Origin of the sequence: Paraburkholderia ribeironis, from assembly GCF_900019265.1 — a bacterium.
In the GTDB taxonomy this organism is placed as follows: domain Bacteria; phylum Pseudomonadota; class Gammaproteobacteria; order Burkholderiales; family Burkholderiaceae; genus Paraburkholderia; species Paraburkholderia ribeironis.
The window spans coordinates 53,401-68,428 of record NZ_CYGX02000072.1 but is presented as its reverse complement, the minus strand read 5'-3'; the positions used below and the strand labels follow the sequence as shown (position 1 = coordinate 68,428).

At 64.2% G+C, this 15,028-nt stretch carries 15 protein-coding genes and 4 pseudogenes; 13 read left to right on the top strand and 6 right to left on the bottom strand.

The features are described from left to right. The 5 genes from BN2475_RS28150 to BN2475_RS28130 all read left to right on the top strand — a co-directional run bounded on the left by BN2475_RS28150 (position 1) and on the right by BN2475_RS28130 (position 3,675). Complete coding sequence (locus tag BN2475_RS28150; protein ID WP_094782716.1) at positions 1 to 639, top strand: glutathione S-transferase family protein; 639 nt, start codon at positions 1 to 3, stop codon at positions 637 to 639. Positions 640 to 649: 10 nt separating this feature from the next. Continuing rightward, a complete protein-coding gene (locus tag BN2475_RS28145; RefSeq protein WP_094782715.1) occupies positions 650 to 883 on the top strand; it encodes a hypothetical protein in 234 nt (77 codons plus the stop codon). 131 nt (positions 884 to 1,014) lie between these two features. Next, positions 1,015 to 1,971: an aldo/keto reductase gene (locus BN2475_RS28140; protein ID WP_094782714.1), complete on the top strand. Its 957-nt coding sequence runs from the start codon at positions 1,015 to 1,017 to the stop codon at positions 1,969 to 1,971. Between the two features lie 381 nt (positions 1,972 to 2,352). Further along, on the top strand, positions 2,353 to 3,297 hold the full coding sequence (locus BN2475_RS28135) for a metallophosphoesterase family protein (RefSeq protein WP_094782713.1): 945 nt from the start codon (positions 2,353 to 2,355) through the stop codon (positions 3,295 to 3,297). 33 nt (positions 3,298 to 3,330) lie between these two features. Continuing rightward, positions 3,331 to 3,675 carry a cupredoxin domain-containing protein gene (locus tag BN2475_RS28130; RefSeq protein WP_094782712.1) on the top strand — a complete coding sequence of 115 codons (345 nt, stop codon included), beginning with the start codon at positions 3,331 to 3,333 and terminating at the stop codon, positions 3,673 to 3,675. A gap of 48 nt (positions 3,676 to 3,723) precedes the next feature. Here BN2475_RS28130 and BN2475_RS28125 read toward each other — a convergent pair whose 3' ends face one another. After that, a complete protein-coding gene (locus tag BN2475_RS28125) occupies positions 3,724 to 4,791 on the bottom strand; it encodes an aromatic acid exporter family protein (RefSeq protein WP_094782711.1) in 1,068 nt (355 codons plus the stop codon). Positions 4,792 to 5,264: 473 nt separating this feature from the next. Here BN2475_RS28125 and BN2475_RS28120 point away from each other — a divergent pair, with 473 nt between their 5' ends. The 3 genes from BN2475_RS28120 (at position 5,265) to BN2475_RS28110 (ending at position 8,496) form a co-directional block, all read left to right on the top strand. Then, positions 5,265 to 6,197, top strand: a complete 933-nt coding sequence (locus BN2475_RS28120) for a hypothetical protein (RefSeq protein WP_094782710.1) — start codon at positions 5,265 to 5,267, stop codon at positions 6,195 to 6,197. After that, complete coding sequence (locus BN2475_RS28115; protein WP_094782709.1) at positions 6,154 to 7,317, top strand: GGDEF domain-containing protein; 1,164 nt, start codon at positions 6,154 to 6,156, stop codon at positions 7,315 to 7,317. Before BN2475_RS28120 ends, BN2475_RS28115 begins: the two co-directional genes overlap by 44 nt. A 315-nt stretch (positions 7,318 to 7,632) precedes the next feature. Then, positions 7,633 to 8,496: a phytochelatin synthase family protein gene (locus tag BN2475_RS28110; RefSeq protein ID WP_094782708.1), complete on the top strand. Its 864-nt coding sequence runs from the start codon at positions 7,633 to 7,635 to the stop codon at positions 8,494 to 8,496. A 105-nt stretch (positions 8,497 to 8,601) separates the two neighbouring features. Here BN2475_RS28110 and BN2475_RS28105 read toward each other — a convergent pair whose 3' ends face one another. Both BN2475_RS28105 and BN2475_RS28100 read right to left on the bottom strand, forming a co-directional pair. Next, complete coding sequence (locus BN2475_RS28105) at positions 8,602 to 10,074, bottom strand: sodium:solute symporter family protein (protein WP_094782707.1); 1,473 nt, start codon at positions 10,072 to 10,074, stop codon at positions 8,602 to 8,604. Then, positions 10,071 to 10,286: a DUF3311 domain-containing protein gene (locus BN2475_RS28100; protein WP_094782706.1), complete on the bottom strand. Its 216-nt coding sequence runs from the start codon at positions 10,284 to 10,286 to the stop codon at positions 10,071 to 10,073. The genes BN2475_RS28105 and BN2475_RS28100 overlap by 4 nt, the downstream gene beginning before the upstream one ends. A gap of 376 nt (positions 10,287 to 10,662) precedes the next feature. On the opposite strand from BN2475_RS28100, the gene BN2475_RS28095 reads away from it, so the two are divergent. Then, a complete protein-coding gene (locus tag BN2475_RS28095; RefSeq protein WP_094782705.1) occupies positions 10,663 to 11,340 on the top strand; it encodes a MarC family protein in 678 nt (225 codons plus the stop codon). A gap of 60 nt (positions 11,341 to 11,400) precedes the next feature. Then, positions 11,401 to 12,247, top strand: a pseudogene (locus tag BN2475_RS28090) (class II glutamine amidotransferase). Between the two features lie 122 nt (positions 12,248 to 12,369). On the opposite strand, the pseudogene BN2475_RS28085 reads toward BN2475_RS28090, so the two are convergent. Next, positions 12,370 to 12,672, bottom strand: a pseudogene (locus BN2475_RS28085) (cobaltochelatase CobT-related protein); the annotation flags it as partial. 29 nt (positions 12,673 to 12,701) lie between these two features. Between BN2475_RS28085 and BN2475_RS28080 the strand changes: the two are divergent. Continuing rightward, positions 12,702 to 13,307 (top strand): annotated as a pseudogene (locus tag BN2475_RS28080) (porin); the annotation flags it as partial. Positions 13,308 to 13,425: 118 nt separating this feature from the next. On the opposite strand, the gene BN2475_RS28075 reads toward BN2475_RS28080, so the two are convergent. After that, the gene (locus BN2475_RS28075) at positions 13,426 to 13,668 is read right to left on the bottom strand and encodes a hypothetical protein (protein WP_094782704.1); all 243 of its coding nucleotides are present in this window, start codon (positions 13,666 to 13,668) and stop codon (positions 13,426 to 13,428) included. 224 nt (positions 13,669 to 13,892) lie between these two features. On the opposite strand from BN2475_RS28075, the gene BN2475_RS28070 reads away from it, so the two are divergent. Then, positions 13,893 to 14,138 carry a DUF6723 family protein gene (locus BN2475_RS28070; RefSeq protein WP_094782734.1) on the top strand — a complete coding sequence of 82 codons (246 nt, stop codon included), beginning with the start codon at positions 13,893 to 13,895 and terminating at the stop codon, positions 14,136 to 14,138. An 82-nt stretch (positions 14,139 to 14,220) separates the two neighbouring features. Here the strand turns inward: BN2475_RS28070 and BN2475_RS36395 are convergent. Then, a pseudogene (locus BN2475_RS36395) lies at positions 14,221 to 14,463 on the bottom strand (hypothetical protein); the annotation flags it as partial. A gap of 167 nt (positions 14,464 to 14,630) precedes the next feature. Here BN2475_RS36395 and BN2475_RS28060 point away from each other — a divergent pair. Beyond that, on the top strand, positions 14,631 to 14,894 hold the full coding sequence (locus BN2475_RS28060) for a hypothetical protein (RefSeq protein WP_245841645.1): 264 nt from the start codon (positions 14,631 to 14,633) through the stop codon (positions 14,892 to 14,894). Positions 14,895 to 15,028: the final 134 nt, after the last annotated feature.

The following is a 15,028-nucleotide window of genomic DNA, read 5'->3' as shown; positions in this document are numbered from 1 at the left end:
ATGAAGCTCTACTATTGTGAAACGCCGTCGCCCAGAAAAGCCTGCGCGGTTGCCAGATATTTAGGTCTGCCAATCGAATATGCGTTCGTCGATTTGACACGTGGCGAGCAAACCAGACCGGACTATCTTGCGATCAATCCGAACGGAAAGCTGCCGTGTCTCGTCGACGGCGAGAGAAGCATCTGGGAGGCCGATGCGATCATGTTCCATCTCGCGCTGAACGCGGAATCGGAGCTATGGCCACGCAGCGCATCGCAGCAGGTCGACGTGGTGCGCTGGCTCAGCTGGAACAGCCAGCATCTGTTGCGGCATGGCGGCTCGCTTTACTTCGAATACCTTGTCAAACCGTTGTTCGGACTCGGCGAACCTGATCCATCGAAAGTCTCCGAAGCGCAGGATTCTTTTCGCAGATTTGCTGGTGTGCTCGACCAGCACCTGAAGGGGCGCAAGTGGCTGCTCGGAGACGATCTGTCGATCGCGGATTTTTCCGTTGCGGTGATGTTGCCGTACGCACCACGCTGTGCGATACCGCTTGACGAATTCACGGAAGTGCGGCGCTGGCACGATCAGTTGAACGCGTTCGACGCATGGCGCAATCCGTTCCCCGCGCGCCCGGCACAGGCCGGGGCAAACGCGTGAGCCACCTGTCATGTGCTGCGCGATCGTCGCACTGACGATGACCTTGCTGGCCGGTTGGCGCAGCGTGTCCAACCCGCTCGGTGGCCGCGCTGGACGTCTGCGCGGTATGGCGATCGTGGTCGTCGCGATCGCCGCCGCCGCTGGTTCCGCGACGGCTGCGCAGCGGTTCGCGCTCGCCGGTGGCGCACAGCCGTTGTCGTCACAGCTTGTCAGTCTGTCGATCTGTGGGCACGTCGTCCGGTAGCGAGCCGTTCCGACTCGACGGGCGGCCTGACATCGAGTACCCGTGCGGCGCGCGGCGCGTGGCCGAACACGCGGCGCCGAATTGCCGTATCGTACGAAGTCACGAGTTGACTCGCGAATCGAGGGTACGTGATGGCACTTTCGTCGGACAGCGGCGGGCGACACGTCGACAGGCGCCGTTTTCTGCGCATGGTCGGCAGCGCCGCACTCGGCCTGCCGGCTTCGCTTGTTGCGCAGACTCAGGCCGGCACGGCACCTTCGCCGCGCATCGCCCAACGCGTGATCCCCTCCACAGGCGAGCGTCTGCCGGTGATAGGCTGCGGTACCTGGCGCACCTTCGATGTCGGCGACGATCCCGCCGCGCGTGCACAACTCGCTGACGTACTGCGGATTCTGTTCGCAGCCGGCGGATCGACGATCGACTCATCGCCGATGTACGGTTCGTCAGAAGCCGTTGCCGGCGCGCTGCTCACACAACTCGACGCGCACGACAAAGCGTTTGTCGCCACCAAGATCTGGACCGAGGGGCGCGCGGCCGGCATCGCGCAGATGGAAGAATCGTTGCGCCGCTTTCAACAACCGCGCGTCGATCTGATGCAGGTTCACAACCTGCTCGACTGGCGCACGCAACTCGCCACACTGCGCGACTGGAAAACGCGCGGCCGGGTCCGCTATATCGGCATCACGCATTACACGTCGAGCGCATTCGGTGAAGTCGCGTCCGTGATGCGCAGCGAAAAGCCCGACTTCGTGCAGATCAACTATGCAGCCGACGACCGCGCCGCAGAGAATCTCATCCTGCCGCTCGCTGCGGCACTGGGTATTGGCGTGGTGATCAATCAGCCGTTCGGCGGCGGTGGCTTGCTCGCCCGGGTCGGCAAATCGCCGCTGCCCGCGTGGGCGGCGGAAATCGGCTGTACGAGCTGGGCGCAGATTCTGCTCAAGTTCGTGCTTGCTCACCCGGCGGTGACGGTGGTGATTCCCGGCACGGGCCGTCCGCAATATATGGCCGACAACGTTCGCGCTGGCCTTGGACCGTTGCCCGACCAGACGATGCGCGCACGCATCATCGCGGCGGTGAATGGCTAACGGGGTATCGATGGGTATATGTTTTGCAGTAGCGGCAAGCAGTTTCGCGTCCCTGAACAGGCTGCAATTCAGCGACTTGCGTGCCGGAATAGCAAAGCCTCTATAGGCTGATGCGCGTGCCTTGCAGGCATGATCGAGGCACCGGGATCCGCGTCATCAAGAAGAGGTCCTATGCCCCGGCGGCTTCTTTGCAGACGCAATTCAACCCGCGACGCAACCCAGCGCAGCCTGGCAAACGCGCCAGCGCGACGACCACGCCGACATCACCCGTACAACCCGGGAATAAAACCGGCACATCCTCAGTCATGCCTCGTGAACCGGGACGCAAGGGCCACGGGAACATCCTGCGGCCGACCGGCGAATCCTTATCGTGAGGTCACTATGTCGTCACATGATTCATTCGATCCGGCGCGGCGCGGCGCGCTAAAGTGCCTGGCGTTCGGCGGTCTCGGCACGGTGTTCGTGCTGTCCGGCGGCGTGCTCACGCCGGTGGAGCTGGCGCTCGCCGCCGACCCGAAAACCTCGGCCGCCAGGATGGGCGTGCCGCTTTTCCTGCAGATCAGCGACACGCATATCGGTTTTAACAAGGAAGCCAATCCGGACGTGGCCGGCACGCTGACGCAGACGATCGACTACATCAACGCGATGCCGGTCAAGCCCGCGCTGGCGATCCATACCGGCGACATCACGCATCTGTCGAAGCCCGCGGAGTTCGATCAGGCGCAGCAACTGTTGTCGGCTCTGAAGATTACCGAATTGCACACCGTGCCCGGCGAGCACGACGTGACCGATGGGCCCGGAACCGAATACTTCAAGCGCTTCGGTCAGGCGTCGGACAACCGCGGCTACTACAGCTTCGATCATCAGGGCGTGCATTTCGTCGGTCTCGTCAATGTGATGAATTTCAAGCCGAACGGCCTGGGCGGTCTTGGCGACGAGCAGCTCCAGTGGCTTGAAAACGATCTCAAGGGACGGTCGTCCAGTACACCGATCGTCGTCTTCGCGCACATGCCGATGTGGACCATCTACGAGCCGTGGGGATGGGGCACCGGCGACGCCGGACAAGCGATGAGCTACCTGAAACGCTTCGGCTCGGTGACGGTGCTCAACGGCCACATTCATCAGATCGTGACGAAGACCGAGGGCAACATCACCTTCCACACCGCGCGCTCGACGGCCTATCCGCAGCCGACTGCGGGCGATGGGCCCGGCCCCGGTCCGCTGAAGGTGGCGAGCGACCAGCTTCCGAAGATGCTGGGCATCACCAGTGTCAGCATCGCACGTCATCCGGTGAAGGCGACGCTGGTCGATACGACGTTGGTTTGAGATTAGCGCGTTGCCACTTTCAGGAGATCAGGAATGCAAACCAAATTGACCGGCCGTGCGCTCGCGGCTCTGTTCGGAAGCTCGATGTTGATCGCGGCACTGGCTGGACCCGGCGCGGCGTATGCGCAAACGCCTAATGTGGTGACCATCAAGAACTTCATGTTTTCGCCGATGGAGCTCACGATCAAAGCCGGGTCGACCGTGACCTGGAAGAATCTGGATGGCGAACCGCATACGGTGGTGAACGATGCCGGCATGTTCCGTTCCGCGGCGCTCGATCAGAACGACACTTACCAGTTCAAGTTCGACAAGCCGGGGGTCTACAAGGTGTTCTGTGCGATTCATCCGAACATGAGGGAGACGATCACCGTGCAATGAGCGCGGCGCGTGAAGCGCAGCGTCATGAAGAGTGCGTCGAACGGGCGCTCAAGCGGTATGCAGCTCGCTGAGGCGGCAAAGCAGAATGCCGTAGCCGGTCAGGTGGCCGAGGTACACGCTCGTGAATACACTCGAGCCGGGCAGCTCGGCGACCAGTTGGCGCAGCTCTTCCATGTGCAGTGGCGGTACCGCCAACGGCGGCCGTTCGACCCGCAGGTCCGCCGCCTCGGCCAGTTGCCGGTGCACCGACACGAGTCTTGCAAGGCGCGCGAGGAACGCTTCGCGCCATGGCGCGTCGAGCGCGGCAAACTGGTCGTGGAACGTGTCCATGGTCTCGAGAAAATTGACCAGCGAATCGAAGGTTTCCTGGTAGCACGCGAAGAGCGGTAGCCGGGCGCGATTGCGCTTCAGATGAGACGAAACCCACGCTTGCTCGATATCGGTTTTCAACAGCAGGTGCGCCTGTTTGAGGTTGGTGCTCAGCGTGCGCAGTGCGGTCGCCGACGGCTTGATCTGCGCCTTGTCCAGCTTGCCCGCGGCGAGCTGTGTGAGGATTCCGGCCGACTGCTCGTTGCCGTCGTTGACGAGCGTGTTCGCCCAGTAGCCGTGATCGGGCGGAAACGCTACCTGCTGGATGATGAAGCCGAGCAGCATGCCCAGCACGACGCCGATCAGGCGCTGTTCGAGCAGCGGGATGTGTTCGCCGGTGTAGAGCACGAGCGTCATCGGCACCGTGACGCTCGTCATCTGGAACAGCGACGGTCTGAGGGCGACGACGCTGAAGATTACCAGCGGCAATAGCAGCGCGCCCAGCCACAGATCGGGCGCGGTCAGCCAGATCAGCAGCGTGCCGAGCGGCATCGCGACGACGTTGGACAGCACGCGCTTGTGGAAATAGCTTCGAGCCGCCGAAATCGAGCTTCCAAGCGCCAGGGTCAGCATCGCTGAACCGGCGAGCGGAACGGCCGCGTCGGGAAAACCCAGCAGCGACGGGACCGCGAAACCGATCCACAGACCCAGCGTCAGCTTGGCGTACTTGGCCGTCTCGGAGAGCGAAAAGCGCGCGAGTGTGCGGCGCAATGGCGTGAGCGGTTTATGCTGGTACACGTTGGACATGGTTTTTGTGCGGACCGATGACGTTGAACCGGGCGCGGCGGCGGGACGTACATGACCCAGCCGATGACCACGATGCGCGCGCTGTTTCAAAGATATGAACGTTAGCAGGTTCGAGCGACGCTACGTGATGCTGATGGCGGTTCCAGGCGGCGCGCTCGATGGCCTGGATGTTGCGTGCTGCAAAGCAACGGTGACTGCCGATCGCCCGGAAGCGCACGGCAGCGGCAGCCGACATCGGGGCACGGATCGCGCCTACGGCGCGCATTGCATCTTTTACCTGTGTGCAGCCATGCGACGCTGCGTAGCGCCGCGGCGTTCAGAACGAGGCAACGAGGCAACGCAGTGTTGTGATCGGCGGGTCAGCGAGTTACATTCTTTTAGCAGCGCCTGCATCGACCTTGCGACATCGTGTGATCGACGTCCGATGGTCCTCTGATGGGCCGTCGGACGCGAGTATTCCGGAGCGTATTGCGATGGCTAACGATACCGACTTGCCTCAGTCTGAATCAGAAGGCCCCCAGACCGGTTTCGAAGCTGACCGCCTGTACGGCAGCCACGCATCGCCGCCACGCTTCGGCCGTCTCGCGCTGTGCGTGGCTGTGATGAGCGCGCTTGCATTCGGTGTGGTGGGCACCGTCGCCTACGGCGTCTGGTTCAATCACGATCAGCAGACCTATGCCGCCGCCATCGCGGGCGCGCGGCAGGCGCTCGGCGCGCCCGCGCCGGGTGCGGCGGCTGTGGCGGCTGTGGCGGCGAGAGCGGTGGCGAAGTCGCCCGCTTCGGCGGAGCCGGCGGCATCGATGGCCGCGCTGCAAGCTGACGCGATGAGCGCAGCGGCGCCGGCAACGACGGCCGCAGTCAGGACTGCGCCCGTGACTGTCGTGGGGGTGGCAACGCCGGACGCGCCAGCAAAGTTGAACGCGCCAGCATCGGCGAACGCCGTCGCAACCCCATACGCGTCCGCAACATCAAACACATCGGCAACGCTCAGGCAGACCGGCGCGCCAGCAGCGCCCCACGCAGCAATCGCCGACAGCGCGCTCGTGTCAGCCGGCGAGGAGGGCAGCAAGCAGGCGGTATGGTCAGGGCAGGTCGTGCATCCCGCCGCCGACACGACGCCCCCGGCCACGCTTGCCGACGCGGCATCTGCTGTGCCGGCTCGCTCGGCATCTTCACCGCACTCGACCCGTCGCGCGAGCAACGCCGCCGATGCCGCCATGCAGCAGTTCGCAGCGGTGCGGCCCGCTAAAGATGCCCGGTCCGCGCAGCAGGAGCGGCGCTTGAGCGCGGCGAACACGCGACATAAGGGCACTCTGCTCGCGCGGATGGGCAAGTTCTTCCGGCGCGTGAGCTATCGCCAACATGACAGCGGACGCCAGCAACAAGATATCTACGCGCATCCCTGAGCCGTCACGGACCCGGCGCGTCGATCGCGGCCCCGCGCGTGCCATGCGCTTCAGACCAGGGCCCGCGACCATCGGGATCGCGTCATTGCTATGTTTGCTGATCGGCCTCCTTTACCTGGCACTGCAGATCAGAACGATCTTTTCCGATCAGTTGAAGCAGGAGTACGCGGAACTCGTTCTCGAAGCGGCCGCACGTGCCGAAAGCGCGCGAGAACTGGTCGGCGTCTGGCAGCAGATGCGTGCCGATGATGCGGCTGCCGCGCCGGGATACCGGCATGCGCGTGCCGAACTCGCGCGCCGCATCGCTGCGCTGGCGGCGCTGGTGAATGCGAGCCCATCCACGGCACCACGTATTCCACCTGCCATGCTCACCGCCGACGCCAGCCTCGCCGATACCGATGCGCTGTTGCGCGACGTGTCCGCGTATTGGCGCGCGCAACGCGATGCCGATAGCGCCGACGTACGTGTGCGGGTCACCCGCGTCGCGCGCACGTTGATCGCGCTGGCGGCGCTGCTGTTCTGTATGCTGATCACGGCATTGGGCATGTACGCCCGACGCCATCGGCAACTGGCAGGTCAGTCCGGTGAGTTCGAGCATGCGTCGCTGCACGACTCGATGACGGGTCTGCCGAACCGGCGCAAGCTGCTTGCCACGCTCGAAGCGGCCGCGACGAAACCGGCCTCCGATTCGACGGCGCGCCAGATCGCGGTGTTGTATGTCGACCTCGATGGGTTCAAGCAGGTCAACGATTCGTTTGGCCACCGCACCGGCGACGACTTTCTGATCGCGGTGGCCACCTGTTTCCGCGTCTCGCTGCGCAAGGCCGATCTCGTCGCGCGGATCGGCGGCGACGAATTCGCGGTGCTGGTCGGCGCGTTCTCGTCCGAATCGGAACTCGCCGACATCGCCCAGCGGCTCATGGCGTGCGTGTCACACGTCGATGAGCAAATGGGAATTGGTTTTGTGCGCGCGAGCATCGGCATTGCCAGCTTTCCCGATCGCATCGACGACTACCGCCGCCTCGTCGCCGCCGCCGACGACGCGATGTATCAGGTCAAGCGCAGCGGCAAGGACGGCTACGCTTTCTTCGGACAGCCGGGACGGGCGGCGCAGGTGTGACGCTTGTTCGTGAATCGGGCGAATCGCGCGATTCTCAAGGAGCGGCCTGGCGGGCTGAGGTCCCAAAGATACTGTGACCGGATGCCTGCAGTTTCAGCCGCAGATCCACCGCGAAGATCCACCCCCGAAGATCCACCTCATCCGTGAGCACGCCCCGCGCTCGCACCGTGCTCGCATGAGCGCCCGCCCGTGCGTGGCACGTAGCACACAGCACGCCGCAACCAGTTTCGTGTTAAAAGACCGGGGCTCGCCCGCGTGCCATCGGCAACCTGGGCGAGCGCGATTTTCCCGGGTAAATCCGTAACGGAAGGGACCATGTCCACAGATTCGTCGATACGCGCCGTGGGGCGCAGGAGCGCGGCCGGGTGGCTCGCGGCTATCATGGCGTCGGCGGCAGCGTTGAGCGCGTGCGCGCCGTTGCCGCCCGCCACCAGCCAGCATGGTGCCCAGGCGCAAACCGTCGCCGGCTTCTCCGGTCAGAGCGTGGCACCCGCGACGGCGGCCAGCTTGCCACGCCCGGCTAGCGGACCGTTGCCGGTCCCGGCCGGCCTGGTCCCGTTGATGCAGCCGGAAGGACAGCAGCGCCTGATGTCCACCGCCTACAACCAGTCCTACTGGCCGCTCTCGCAGTACTTCGAAACGCAGCGCAACGAAGCCTGGTGCTCGGTGGCGACGTCGGTCATGGCGCTCAACGCGTTGGGTATTCGTCGCCCCGAGTCGAGTGAGTACCCGGACTTTCCGTTCTTCTCGCAACAGGACTTCTTTCGCGGCATCGATGCGCAGGTGGCGAACGCCGCGCAGGTCTCGAAGGAGGGTATGACGCTCGATCAACTCAGCGCGGCGCTGCGCGCGTTCCCTGTCGAAGTGACGAAGTTCCACGCCAGCGACCTGACGCTCGAGCAGTTCCGCGATCTGATTCGCGACACCACCAGCCGCCGCGGTCGCTTCGCATTACTGAATTTCCGGCGCATGGAAATCGGCGAGACGGGCGGCGGGCACTGGTCGCCGCTCGCGGCGTACGACGCCGCGAGCGATAGCGCGTTGCTGCTCGATGTCGCGCGCTACAAGTATCCGGCCGTGTGGGTGCCGCTCGCGCGGCTGTACGCGGGCGCGCAAGCGGTCGACAGCGTGAGCCATCTGTCGCGCGGACTGTTGATCATCGGCGTGCGCGCGAACTGATGCGAGCGCCGCGAATCACTGGCGCGCCGCATAGCATGTCGTCTCACATGCGGCGCGCTCAATCGTCCCGGCGCGTCAGGCGCTACGTTCTACACACAACCACGCTCAATGCACCTGGGCGTGCGTTTGTTCAGACGGGCGCGGCTGCGTGAGCGCGCTCACCACGACGAACACGATCACGTTGACCGCCAGCGCGAGGAAGCCGATGTTGACGTCCTTCAGCGCGTCGGGCAGGAACGGCATCAACTGACCGACGCTCCAGTGCAGCGTGGTGGTCAGCGTCACCACCGCGACGCCGGCCAGGATCCCGCAGAATGCGCCTTGCCGGGTCGCGCGGTTACGCGGGAACAGGCTGCAGATCACCGCGGGGAAGAGCTGCGTCACGAAGCTGTAGCCCATCAACAGCAACGCGACGATGGTCTCGCCGCCATGCAGCGTGAAGCCGACCGCCACCAGCGCGACCACCGGCACCAGGATGCGCGCCAGCGTCGCCACCGTTGCATCCGACGCGTTGCGGTTCACCATGCCGCGATAGACATCGTTGGCGAGCAGCGTCGACGCGGACGTGAGGATCATCGAGCCCGGCACCAGCGCGGTCAGAATGCCGGCCGCGCCGATCACGCCGACGAACCACGGGTCGAAGGTCTGCAACGACAGGAGGAACAGCGACAGGTCGATGTCGCCACCCTTCAGGCCGGGCACCCGCAGCGTCGCCGCGAAGCCGACGAAGAACACGAACAGCAGGATCAGCTGATACAGCGGCAGGATCATCGCGTTGCGGCGGAAGATGCGTTCGTCCTTCGCGGTGAAGATCGAGCCGAAGGTGTGCGGCCACATGAAAAAACCGAGCGCCGTCAGCAGCACGGTGGACTGGAACCAGATCACGCTCGAGCCGCGCGCCGGAAAGGCCAGGAAGCCGGGCCGGGCGGCGTCGATGGTGCGGAACATGCTGCCGAGGCCGCCGTAGTAGTGCAGCGGCAGGTAGATGCCGAGGAACAGCACGATCGCCAGTATCAGCAGGTCCTTCACCACCGAATTCCACGCGGAGCCGCGCACGCCGGAGACGATCACATAGGACGTCACGACCGCGGCACCGATCCAGATCGCCGCCGTCGACGGGATCTTCCCGTACGAGGCGGTGGCGACGATGATGCCGAGCCCCTTGAGTTGCAGCACGAGGTACGGAATCAGCGCAGTTACGCCGACCAGCGCAACCAGCGTGCCGAGCGCGGGGCTCTCGTATTTGCGCGAGAAGAAGTGCGGCTGCGAGACGAGGCGGTGATTCTTTGCGTAACGCCAGATTGGCGGCAACATCCAGTACGAGAGGATGTACGCGAGCGTGCCGTACGCGAGAATGTAGTACACCGGCGCGCCCTTGCCGTACGCAAAACCGCTGCCGCCGAGGAACGTGAAGGTCGTGTAGATTTCGCCCGCCATCAGCAGGAACACGAAAGCGGTGCCGAAGCTGCGGCCACCCACGCTCCACTGCTCGAGGCTCATGTCGTGGCCGTGGCGCGCACGCACGCCGAGAAAGAGCGCGAACAGCGTGACGGCTGCGATGATGACGAGTGCGCTCATGACTGGACCTCCTCGCCTTCAGCGACGAAGTTGCGGTTGGACGGATCCAGACGATAGATGATTGCCATGATGATCGAGCTCAACACCACCCACATGACGATCCAGGCCAGCACGAAGGGCATGCCGAGCACCAGCGGCTCGACACGATTCACGAACGGAACACCGAGCAGAATGCCGATGAACGGCAGGGCGGCGAGTACACGAAGCAACATATGGACAACTCCTCGGATCGTTAAATACGTTGCGTTTAAATTGCAGCTTCCTTAATGACTGTATGCCCGATACTTCCGGCTGCGTAAAGTACGTCAAAAAAGCGTAGGCTTTATGAAAGTTGCGGGCGCACCTTTCTGCGCGGCGATTGCTGCGCCGCAAGGCGCCGCGCAGGTGTTGGCGCGCCGGCGCGTGTTACTAGCGGCACGGCTTTTTGCGGCTTTGGGTGGCGCGCCGCGATATGATCTGGCCACGCAAGTGCGAGCATCGTCCGGGCCAGCAGGTCGGTCCGTTCCATCACCATGATGTGGCGTCGCTGCGGGTGCGCGGACAGATTGTCGGGCGACCCGGTGCGATGCCCGATACGGAAAAATCCCTATGGTCGTCAGCCTGATCTCGGACATCCTGTTTGGCTTTATGGGGTTGATCAGCATCATCAACCCCATCGGCATTGCTTTTGTCTTCCTTGACCGGACTGCGTCGTTGACCACCGAAGAGCGCACCGCGCTCGCGAGGAAAATCGCCGTGAATGTCGTGTGCGTGCTGCTGGTGGCGTTCTTCATCGGCACGCCGATCCTGCATTTCTTCGGCATCTCGCTGGAGGCGCTGCGCATCGGCGGCGGGCTCGCGGTCGCGGTCGCCGGCTGGCAGATGCTCAATGCGCCCGACACCGCGCCGGGCGAGCAGCCAGCCGTCAAGCGCGTCGACGCGGACAACGCGATGGCCAAGGCGTTCTTCCCGTTCACCATTCCGCTGACCACCGGGCCGGGCTCGATCGCCACCGCCATCGCGCTGAGCGCGAACCGCACGCACAAGCTGTCGGAGTTCGTGGTGTCGAGCATTGCGTCGGTGGTGATCTCGTTCACGGTGGCCGTCACGGTCTATCTGATCTACAGCCGCGCCGTCGTCTTTGCGAAGTACCTCGGCGTCGAAGGGACCAAGGTCGCGATGCGTGTGTCGTCGTTTCTGCTGCTGTGCATCGGCGTGCAGATCATGCTGACCGGTTTCTCCGAATTCCTGATTCCAATTGCGACGATGCCGCCCGTCGCCAGATAGACCCGCAGGCGGCCGCACGCAGTGCAGGGTGGTCATGCATCACCGACAGGAGAGCAAATCATGTGCCGCTGGCTCGCTTATACCGGTAATCCGCTTCAGCTCGAAACGGTGCTATTCAATGCCCGACATTCGCTGATCGATCAGAGCCTGCATTCGCGGCTCGGTCACACCACCACCAATGGCGACGGGTTCGGGATCGGCTGGTACGGACATCCGACCGACATTCCGTATCGCTACTCCGTATCGCTACCGCTGCATCCAGCCCGCGTGGAGCGACCGCAATCTACGCGAAGCCGCGCGGGCGATTCATTCGCCGCTGTTCGTCGCGCACGTGCGCTCGGCGACCGACACGCCGTCGCAGGAAACCAACTGTCATCCGTTCCGTTACGGCCGCTGGCTGTTCGCGCACAACGGGCTGGTGCGCAACTACCCGGCGGTGCGCCGCGATCTGATGCTGGCGATCGATCCCGATCTGTTTGCGTCCATCGAAGGATCGACCGATTCCGAGGTGCTGTTTTTTCTCGCGCTCACTTTCGGTCTCGCGCTGGCGCCCGTCACCGCGCTCGAACGGATGGTGGCTTTCGTCGAAGCCACCGGCCGCCAGCATGGCGTGGACGCGCCGCTGAACATGACCGTGTGCGCGACCGACGGCGAGCAGATCGTCGCGGTCCGCTATTCAAGCGAAGGGCAGTCGCGCTCGCTGTTTCACAGTACCTCGTTTCGTCATCTGCACGAGCTGTATCCCGACGACTCGCGCATCACGGCGGTCGGCGAGGATGCGTTTCTGGTGCTGTCCGAGCCGCTCGCGGATTTGCCGGGCTGGTGGGAGGAAATTCCGGAGAGCACGGCCGTGGTCGCACGCGGCGGTGAGATCGGCCAGCATCCGTTCCGGCCGCAACTGGCCTGAGCGGCGCGCGGGCCGCGCTTGCGCGACAGCGTGCGTGATCTGAAGATTGCGTCGAACGCGCTTTGGGTGGACCGACGAACCGGTGGACGACCAGGCGGACGAAGACGCGCACGGCAATGGCGCTAGCGCGTGAGCAGCATCGAACCCAGTACGGAGAACACTGTCGACGGCAATTCGGCGAGGCGGCTCACCACGACATTGCGCGGATAGAAGTCTTCGACCGCATCGGTCAGCACGCCGATCCCCACCAGTTCGATGCCGCGCTGGCCGATTGCCGCGACGCGTTCGCGCAGATCGTGGCGCAAGACCTGCGGATCGCCGTCGCTGGTCGACGGATAGCCGTCGGAAAACACCATCAGGATGCGCCGTGCGGCTTGATGATCGGCGAGCCGCGTGGCGGCCCACGCGAGCGCTTCGCCATCGGGCGCGCGTTCGTCGGATTGAAAAACGAGCAGTGCAGGCGCAATATGCGTTCGGCAATCAACCGGGTGCGTTCAACAAAGGCGCGCCCGGCGAGTTCGGCCGCTCGAACGGCATCATGCTGACCTATCACTCGCCGCTATTCGACGTGCGCGGCATCTACGACGAACTGCGCGACAACAACGGCCGCTTCAGCAATATCTTCCAGGCGTCGCGCGAATATTTTGTCGGCGCTAATGTGCGTTTCGATGCGCTGAAGATTCAGGGCGCCTATACGCATTACTCGGCGCCGGACTCGCCGGCCGGGGTGGCCGATACGGCCGACCATTACTGGCTCGGCGCGACGTACAGCCCGCAGTCACGCTGGGCGGTGACCGCGGGCGGCTACTACATCCGGGTCGGCGCCGGCGAAGGCGACGTCGCGCACGACCCTTCCGGCCACGCGATGATGTACGTGCTCGGCACTACTTACAACCTGTCGAAGCGCACGTTTCTGTACGGCACGATGGGCTACGTGCGCAATAGCAGCAATTCCAATTTCTCGCTTGAAGCGTCGCCGCGCGATTCGTCGAGCAACACGAGTCCGTTGGTCGGCGAATCGCAAACCGGTGCTTACGTCGGCATGCTGCATCAGTTCTGATGCGACGGGACCCGGCTGCCATTCAGCGTGACGTGCTTCTGCACGAGAATCGACTCGACCGCTTGCAGTGATCCTCAACCGCACGCGTCATAGCGCTATTCGTCGAGCCGCTTTGTTTTCAATGCGGGCCGAACTGGGCAAGCTCGCGGCCCGCGCCACTCACGGGCGGCGGCTTGGCGGGAGGATCGCCGTCGGGCGGGCGGGACGGATCGCTGGCCGGGTCGTCCGGTGGCGTGCGAACCGGATCGCTGTCTGGCAGCGGTGCGTCGGGGTCGACCTCGGGTGGCATCGGCGTATGCATGTGGCGGCGTGCGATGCAACGGGCGTCGCAGGCGGCCGTCGAGGTACTCGATAAGTTCATTGCCGAGGTGCTCGATAAGTTCATCGCTGTCTCCCTCACGTTTTCTTACTTACCTGCAATTGCCGTGCCTCGGCCCCCAATCGACGCGCTACGCCGGCCCGGCTTTGCGTGGAACGACTATTGCTCGGCTCGGGCAAGCGCGCGACGCATCAGCGTTGCAGCGCGAATCACCGCGACTCACCGCGAACATGGAGCACGGCAAGTGCAGGAACGAGGAAACACAAATGGCGCGACATAAGGCCGACGTTGCCGACGATGACTTCGAGATTTACGCGAGCTATCACGGCACAGGCGACGGCCGTTACATAGGTGGCCTGAAGGTCGTTAGAAAGGCAGACAGGAAGGTGCTGTTTCCATTCGATGGCGCACCTCAGATCGGTCCTTACGCGAGCGCGGACGAAGCGCGCCGCGCCGCGATCGAGTATGGCCGCAAGATCGTCGCTGCCGATCGCGCCATGCCGGAAAGCTGAGGTGGAGCGGCAGGCGGTGCGCGCGCCGTCTACCGCGTTTCATTGGCGAGGGGCAAGCAATGCGTGCCACGATTCGCGATCGAGGCATCCCGCCGAGCGACGGTGAAATCGTACTGCCACGGCCCGGATCGTCGGGAGGGCCGTCTTGGCCGTCTTGGACCGTAGGGCAGGCGGATAGCGACGCGTGCAAACGATAGCAACCGCCGATCGAACTGTCGGCCAGACAGCGTTCGAATGCTTCGGCGTCGCTTTTGTGTGCGAACGTGTACAGGGTGCGCTCGACCTGTAATTCGGTATCGGAAACGCGAATCGTCGTGGTCGTCAGGTTCTCCTTTTTACAAAAGATGGTGCAGACCTCCAGCCGCGAAGTTGCAATCGCCGTGCCTGGCAGGGTCAGGGTCGTCGCGCGATCGGCGCTCCCGCGCGGGTGTGGCCCGGAGGAGGACCGGATGTTGCTGCAATGACCGAGTGCTTCAAGTGAAGGAGAGGGTCATGCACGACAGCCAACCCACGGGAAACCGCAACGCGCCGGCGGTGTCGCCGGAAACGAAGGCGCGCAACAAGCCGAGCGGAACGCACTATGTGGAGCCGAGCCCGCTCGGCATCGAGCCGGTCGAGCAAACCGGCGTGGATCGGCAAACCAACCCGCCGCGATCCAGCGAGCGGCCCGCGCAGACTGCCGAAGTGCCGCTCGGCACAGGCGCGCAGTCCGAGCCGCCGGGCGGCGGCGGACGTGAATCGCAGCGCAAGCGCTGACTCAGCGCTGGCGCCTGTGCTGTGCTGCGCGGCACTGGGCAATGAACTGCACAGTCTCATCGCTCGCCGCCTCGGCGACGAGAGCGCCAGCGCTACCACGGGCGGCGCCGTGGGACGCGCGCATCAGCAAGGAA

What these genes read in the sequence shown, in the direction of transcription:
- BN2475_RS28075 (WP_094782704.1), bottom strand. Translation starts at nt 13,668, where the DNA reads ATGAACTTATCGAGTACCTCGACGGCCGCCTGCGACGCCCGTTGCATC.
- BN2475_RS28150 (WP_094782716.1), top strand. Translation starts at nt 1, where the DNA reads ATGAAGCTCTACTATTGTGAAACGCCGTCGCCCAGAAAAGCCTGCGCG.
- BN2475_RS28140 (WP_094782714.1), top strand. Translation starts at nt 1,015, where the DNA reads ATGGCACTTTCGTCGGACAGCGGCGGGCGACACGTCGACAGGCGCCGT.
- BN2475_RS28105 (WP_094782707.1), bottom strand. Translation starts at nt 10,074, where the DNA reads ATGAGCGCACTCGTCATCATCGCAGCCGTCACGCTGTTCGCGCTCTTT.
- BN2475_RS28130 (WP_094782712.1), top strand. Translation starts at nt 3,331, where the DNA reads ATGCAAACCAAATTGACCGGCCGTGCGCTCGCGGCTCTGTTCGGAAGC.
- BN2475_RS28095 (WP_094782705.1), top strand. Translation starts at nt 10,663, where the DNA reads ATGGTCGTCAGCCTGATCTCGGACATCCTGTTTGGCTTTATGGGGTTG.
- BN2475_RS28120 (WP_094782710.1), top strand. Translation starts at nt 5,265, where the DNA reads ATGGCTAACGATACCGACTTGCCTCAGTCTGAATCAGAAGGCCCCCAG.
- BN2475_RS28110 (WP_094782708.1), top strand. Translation starts at nt 7,633, where the DNA reads ATGTCCACAGATTCGTCGATACGCGCCGTGGGGCGCAGGAGCGCGGCC.
- BN2475_RS28145 (WP_094782715.1), top strand. Translation starts at nt 650, where the DNA reads ATGTGCTGCGCGATCGTCGCACTGACGATGACCTTGCTGGCCGGTTGG.
- BN2475_RS28060 (WP_245841645.1), top strand. Translation starts at nt 14,631, where the DNA reads ATGCACGACAGCCAACCCACGGGAAACCGCAACGCGCCGGCGGTGTCG.
- BN2475_RS28100 (WP_094782706.1), bottom strand. Translation starts at nt 10,286, where the DNA reads ATGTTGCTTCGTGTACTCGCCGCCCTGCCGTTCATCGGCATTCTGCTC.
- BN2475_RS28125 (WP_094782711.1), bottom strand. Translation starts at nt 4,791, where the DNA reads ATGTCCAACGTGTACCAGCATAAACCGCTCACGCCATTGCGCCGCACA.
- BN2475_RS28115 (WP_094782709.1), top strand. Translation starts at nt 6,154, where the DNA reads ATGACAGCGGACGCCAGCAACAAGATATCTACGCGCATCCCTGAGCCG.
- BN2475_RS28135 (WP_094782713.1), top strand. Translation starts at nt 2,353, where the DNA reads ATGTCGTCACATGATTCATTCGATCCGGCGCGGCGCGGCGCGCTAAAG.
- BN2475_RS28070 (WP_094782734.1), top strand. Translation starts at nt 13,893, where the DNA reads ATGGCGCGACATAAGGCCGACGTTGCCGACGATGACTTCGAGATTTAC.